This window comes from Pararhodobacter sp. SW119 (assembly GCF_017811755.1).
In the GTDB taxonomy this organism is placed as follows: domain Bacteria; phylum Pseudomonadota; class Alphaproteobacteria; order Rhodobacterales; family Rhodobacteraceae; genus Pararhodobacter.
Window position 1 is genome coordinate 1 of sequence record NZ_JADDJF010000100.1, and the last position, 5,710, is coordinate 5,710.

5 protein-coding genes are annotated in these 5,710 nt (G+C 68.3%); all 5 read left to right on the forward strand.

The window, feature by feature from the left end:
- Positions 1–122 precede the first annotated feature (122 nt).
- Positions 123–1,319: a glycine C-acetyltransferase gene (locus IM708_RS20140; RefSeq protein WP_209428352.1), complete on the forward strand. Its 1,197-nt coding sequence runs from the start codon at positions 123–125 to the stop codon at positions 1,317–1,319.
- A 21-nt stretch (positions 1,320–1,340) separates the two neighbouring features.
- Positions 1,341–2,366, forward strand: a complete 1,026-nt coding sequence (gene tdh, locus IM708_RS20145) for an L-threonine 3-dehydrogenase (RefSeq protein ID WP_209428356.1) — start codon at positions 1,341–1,343, stop codon at positions 2,364–2,366.
- A 109-nt stretch (positions 2,367–2,475) separates the two neighbouring features.
- Positions 2,476–4,134, forward strand: coding sequence for a Na/Pi cotransporter family protein (locus IM708_RS20150; RefSeq protein WP_209428353.1), 1,659 nt, complete (start codon positions 2,476–2,478; stop codon positions 4,132–4,134).
- Positions 4,135–4,425: 291 nt separating this feature from the next.
- Entirely contained in the window at positions 4,426–4,632 is a 207-nt protein-coding gene (locus tag IM708_RS20155) for a hypothetical protein (protein WP_209428354.1), read from the forward strand.
- A 381-nt stretch (positions 4,633–5,013) separates the two neighbouring features.
- A complete protein-coding gene (locus IM708_RS20160; protein WP_209428355.1) occupies positions 5,014–5,409 on the forward strand; it encodes a response regulator in 396 nt (131 codons plus the stop codon).
- The last annotated feature ends 301 nt before the right edge of the window (positions 5,410–5,710 follow it).

The window sequence follows — 5,710 nt, forward strand, 5'->3', positions numbered from 1 at the left end:
CCGTAGCGAAACTTTTGCTTCGGGCACCGCATGCGCAAGGCGCGGAGTCATCGCTTCGCCTTCGCCCCTTGCCGCGGCGCGCTTTGCTGGTAGCCTGTTGGCCAACGACCGGAGGGCGGGACATGGGCGATCAGGCGGGCTTCATCGGGCATCTGCGGGACGAACTGGCCGGCCTGCGCGACGGCGGGCTGTTCAAGGCCGAACGGCCCATCGCCTCGCCGCAATCGGGTCGGGTCACGCTGGAGGACGGGCGCGAGGTGCTGAACCTTTGCGCCAACAACTACCTCGGGCTGGCCGACCACCCCGAACTGGTCGCGGCGGCGCATGAGGCGCTGGACCGGCTGGGGTTCGGCATGGCGTCGGTGCGGTTCATCTGCGGCACGCAGGTCGAGCACAAGAAACTGGAGGTGCGGCTGGCGGCGTTCCTGCAGACCGAGGACGCGATCCTGTTCCCGTCCTGTTTCGACGCCAATACCGGCCTCTTCGAGGCGCTGCTGGGGCCGGAGGATGCGATCATCTCAGACGCGCTGAACCATGCGTCGATCATCGACGGGGTGCGGCTGTGCAAGGCCGCGCGCTACCGCTACGCCAACAACGACATGGCCGAACTGGCGGCGCGCCTCAAGGAGGCCGAGGGCGCGCGCTTCAAGCTGGTCGTCACCGATGGCGTCTTTTCCATGGACGGGATCATCGCCGACCTGCCGGCGATCTGCGATCTGGCCGAGGCGCATGGCGCGATGGTGATGGTCGATGACAGCCACGCGGTGGGCTTTGTCGGCGCGCGTGGTCGCGGCACGCCCGAAGCGGCGGGGGTCGAGGGGCGCGTGGACATCCTGACCGGGACGCTGGGCAAGGCGCTGGGCGGGGCCTCGGGCGGGTATGTCGCGGCACGGGCCGAGGTGGTGGAGATGCTGCGCCAGAGCGCGCGGCCCTACCTTTTTTCCAACACGCTGGCGCCGGTGATTACCGCCACCACGCAGCGCGCGCTGGATCTGGTCGAGGGATCGGGCGATCTGCGCGCGCGGCTGGAGGCGAACGCGGCGCATTTCCGGCAGGGGATGCAGGACGCCGGCTTCCGGCTGGCCGGCGCGGGGCATCCGATCATCCCGGTCATGCTGGGCGAGGCGGCGCTGGCCGGCCGCATGGCCGAAGCGCTGCTCGCGCGCGGAGTCTACGTGACGGCCTTTTCCTACCCGGTCGTGCCGAAAGGGCAGGCGCGCATCCGCACGCAGATGTCGGCCGCGCACACCACCGAGGATCTGGACCGCGCCTTCGCAGCCTTCATCGAGGCCGGGCACGAGCTGGGCGTCATCGGCTAGGGGGCGGGCATGGGCAACATGATGAAGGCCATCGTCAAGGCGCGAGACGAGCCGGGGCTTTGGTTCCAGGACGTGCCGGTGCCCGAGCCGGGGCCGACCGAGGTGCTGATCCGGGTGAAGAAATCCGCGATCTGCGGCACCGACGTGCATATCTGGAACTGGGACGACTGGGCGCGCAGCACCGTGCCGGTGCCGCTGGTCGTGGGCCATGAATTCTGCGGCGAGGTCGCCGATACCGGCAGCGCCGTCACCCGGTTCCGGCCGGGACAGCGCGTCTCGGGCGAGGGGCATATCGTCTGCGGGCAGTGCCGCAACTGCCGCGCCGGGCGGGGGCATCTGTGCCGCAACACTAGGGGCGTGGGCGTCCAGCGCGCCGGCGCCTTTGCCGAGTACCTGTGCCTGCCTCAGGAAAACGTCGTGCCCATCCCCGACGACATCCCCGACGAGGTGGCGGCGATCTTCGACCCGCTGGGCAATGCCGTGCACACGGCGCTGTCGTTCGATCTGGTCGGCGAGGACGTGCTGGTCACCGGCGCCGGGCCGATCGGCATCATGGGCGCGCTGATCGCGCAGAAGGTCGGCGCGCGGAAGGTGCTGATCACCGACCTGAACGACGAGCGGCTGGAACTGGCCGCCGGCATGGGCGTCGCCCACACGCTGAACCCGGGGCGCGAGCAGTTGCGCGACCGGATGGCGGCGATGGGCATGACCGAGGGCTTCGACGTGGGGCTGGAGATGTCGGGCGCCGCCGCCGCCTTTCGGCAGATGATCGACACGATGAACAACGGCGGCAAGGTCGCGATCCTGGGCATCGCGCCCGCCGCGTTCGAGATCGACTGGAACAAGGTCATCTTCAAGATGCTGACCCTGAAGGGCATCTATGGCCGCGAGATGTACGAGACCTGGTACAAGATGATCGCGCTGGTGCAGTCGGGGCTGGACGTCATGCCGCTGATCACCCACCGCCTGCCGATCGCGCGTTTCGACGAAGGGATGGCCGAGATGCGCGCCGGGCGGTCGGGCAAGGTGGTGCTCGACTGGACCTGAGCCCGGGGCCCAGTCGTTGTCTGCGCGTTCCCCCTGAGCGCGCTGGACAGCGCGTCACAAAACCGACACAAGACCCGGCCCGGCGCGACCGGGAGGCGGAGGGCGGCAGGTGTCCGGCACGGTGATCTTTCTGGAACTGGCAGGCGCGGTGGCGCTGCTGCTGTGGGCCACGCGCATGATCCAGACCGGCGTGCAGCGGGCCTTCGGGCATGTGCTGAAGGACACGTTGCGCCGCGCGCTGGGCACCGCGCCGGGCGCGGCGGCGGCCGGCGGCGCGCTGGCCATGGCGCTGCAAAGCGCGACCGCGGTCGCGGTGATCGTCAGCGGCTTCACCGGCGTCGGGCTGGTGCCGGTGGGGCGCGCGATCACGGCACTTCTGGGGGCGGACCTGGGCTCGGCGCTGGTGGCGCTGATCCTGCAGCTGGACCTGTCGCTGCTGGTGCCGGTGCTGCTGCTGCTGGGGCTGGTGATGTTCCGCAACGCCGCCACCAAGCGCTGGCAACAGGTCGGGCGGATCCTGCTGGGCGTGGGCCTGCTGCTGCTGTCGCTGCGCCTGATCGGCGCGGCCGCCCGGCCGATGAGCGAAAGCGCGCTGCTGCCGCTGGTGCTGGGCTACCTTTCCGAGGACTGGCTGACCGCCTTCCTCCTGGCCGGGCTGATGGCGCTGCTCTTTCATTCCTCGATCGCGGCGATTCTGGTGGTGGCGGCGCTGGCGCAACAGGGGCTGGTGCCGGCGGCGCTGATCCTGCCGGTGGTGCTGGGCATCAATGCCGGCGCGGCGCTGATCCCGGTCTATCTGACGCGCGGCATGGCGCATCCGGCGCGGCTGGTGCCGCTGGGCAACGTGATCCTGCGCGGCGGCGGGGCGCTGGCCGGGCTTGCGCTGCTGTTCCTGCTGCGCCCGGACCCGCTGGCCCTGCTGCCGGGGGCGGATACGCCCGCCGCCGTCGCGGTCAGCGCCCATGTCGCCTTCAACGCCATGCTGCTGGCCCTGGGGCTGGTGCTGGCCGGGCCGCTGGCCGGGCTGCTGGCCCGGCTGCTGGCCCCCGCGCAGGTCCGCGCCCGCCTGGGCGAGGCGCGGCAGAGCGCGCTCAACGAGTCCGACCTGCCGATGCCGTCGGTCGCCATCGCCAATGCCGCGCGCGAACTGATGGTCATCTGCGAGCGGGTCGAAACGATGATGACCCGCGTGCCCGAACTGTTCCGCAACTCCGACGCGATCGACGCAGCCGAGTTGCAGGGTCTGGATGACGAGGTCGACGCGATCCATACCGCGATCAAGCTCTACCTGTCGCGGATCCCCGACGACGCGCTCGACGCGCACGAACTGGAACGCGTGAACGAGATCCTGGCAGCGACGATCAAGCTGGAGCAGATCGCCGACATCGTCACCCGCAACCTGGTGCGCAAGGCGCAGAAGAAATCCGAGCGCGGCGTCGAATTCTCGCAGGCCGGCTGGGAGGAGTTGCGCGCCATGCACCGCGAGGTGCTGGCCAACACGCGCCGCGCCTTTTCCGTCATTCTGTCGGGCGATGTCGATCTGGCACGCGAACTGGCGCGCAGCAAGGAGCGGCTGCGCGAGATGGAACAGGACAGCGAGGCGCGGCACCTGGAACGCCTGCGCGCCGGCGATCCGCAAAGCCGCGAGACCTCGACCCTGCATATGGACATCGTGCGCGACCTGAAGGAGATCAACTCGCTTCTGGTCTCGCTGACCTATCCGGTGCTGGACCGCGAAGGCATGCTGCGGTCGAGCCGGCTGGTCTGAACCGCGTCACCGGTGCCGCGGGCGGCGACCGCCCCGCCCCCGGTCTTCCTGCGTTCACCCGCCGTCCCTACCGTTGACCGGCGGCGATTCCGGGTTGGGCCAGCGCCCGACCGGACGGTTGCGCGCGCGCTACCCTGATCCGACCGCGGCCTTGATCTGCCCAGGAAACCGAAAATTAAGGATGATGTTGCACATCTTCGTGGCGGCGCGACGCTCCGGCCGGGGCCGACAGCCGCGATCCGACGCCTCGCCGCCACGCGGCCCCGATCCCTTGAACGGAAAGAACTGAGCATGCCCGGACTGATCATCGGCACCCTCGCGCTCGTCCTCACGACCGGAGAGTTGGTGCAATGGCAGAAGCAGGAACGCTTCAACACCATCGGCGAGTGCGAGAGCATCATGCACCGAGAACGCATCAGGATCGCCGCGGAATACGAGGCGGTGCTGAGCATGGCGACCTGCACATTGGCGGGACGTCGCCTGGGACAACGTAGCTGACACCCGGCGCTGTCAGTCCGCGCAAGGCGGGGCAATAACCCGCGCCCTAGGCCGACGGTCGCCGGCTTCGCATCGCCGCCGGATTTCATGGTGGGTGATGACGGACTAGAACCGCCGACATCTTCGAGGTAAAGAAACATTGGGCCTGCCAAGCTATTGGTTTGTCGGCGAACGCAATGTTTTTTTCGCGGGCCGGTTTTGCGATCTGTTCCGCTTTCGGCAGGTTCAGCCGGTCAGCAGGAGCTGCCGCCATCGCGGTGGTCTCTCTGAAATGGGCCTACACGATGGAATACCTGTCAGACAGCACTTCGCTGCCTATTGCGACGGCGCTGGAGTCTCAGTCGCGCCAGGATCCCCCTCGCCCGAGTTGTGAGCCGCTGATTGAGTCTGAACCGGATCATCGGCGGCACCGAGAGCATCCTTGTGGTCGAGGATGACCGGCTGGTGCGCGAGCATCTTGTCGCACGCCTCGAGGAGATGGGCTACCGGGTCACAGCTGCCGAAACCGGGCCGCAAGCGTTGAACGCGCTGAAGCAGACGCCCGATATCGATCTGCTGCTCACCGACATGGTTCTGCCCGGCGGCATGAAGGGGCGCGTGCTGGCCGACACGGCGCGAGGGGTGCTACGCGATCTGAAGGTGCTCTTCACCTCTGGCTATTCCGAGAACGCGATCGTCCATCCTGGCCGGCTCGATCCCGGGGTCGAACTGCTGGGCAAGCCCTACCGCCGCGATCAACTGGCCGCGAAGGTGCGCAAGGTGCTGGACAAGGTGTAGACGGTCGGGGTGTTGGCCCGCGTGCGCCGACATCGAGACGCGTCAACACCGCCTCGGTCGCAGAAACTCAATGGGGTGCTCCGTGGCGGGCGCCAGACCCGACCTGGCCGGTTGTCAGGAGATAGGGGCCACGAACTTCCTCGCGCTCGATGACCTCGTTGTGTCGGACTAGGTCGAACGCATCGTTACCGAGAGCATCGTTCAACTTCCATACGAGGGAACCCGTCCGGCACACTACACGACACTGGTCTGGCTGAGGGGGTGAAGAGGTGGTTTTCTGGTCGACTCCGACCAAGGAAGT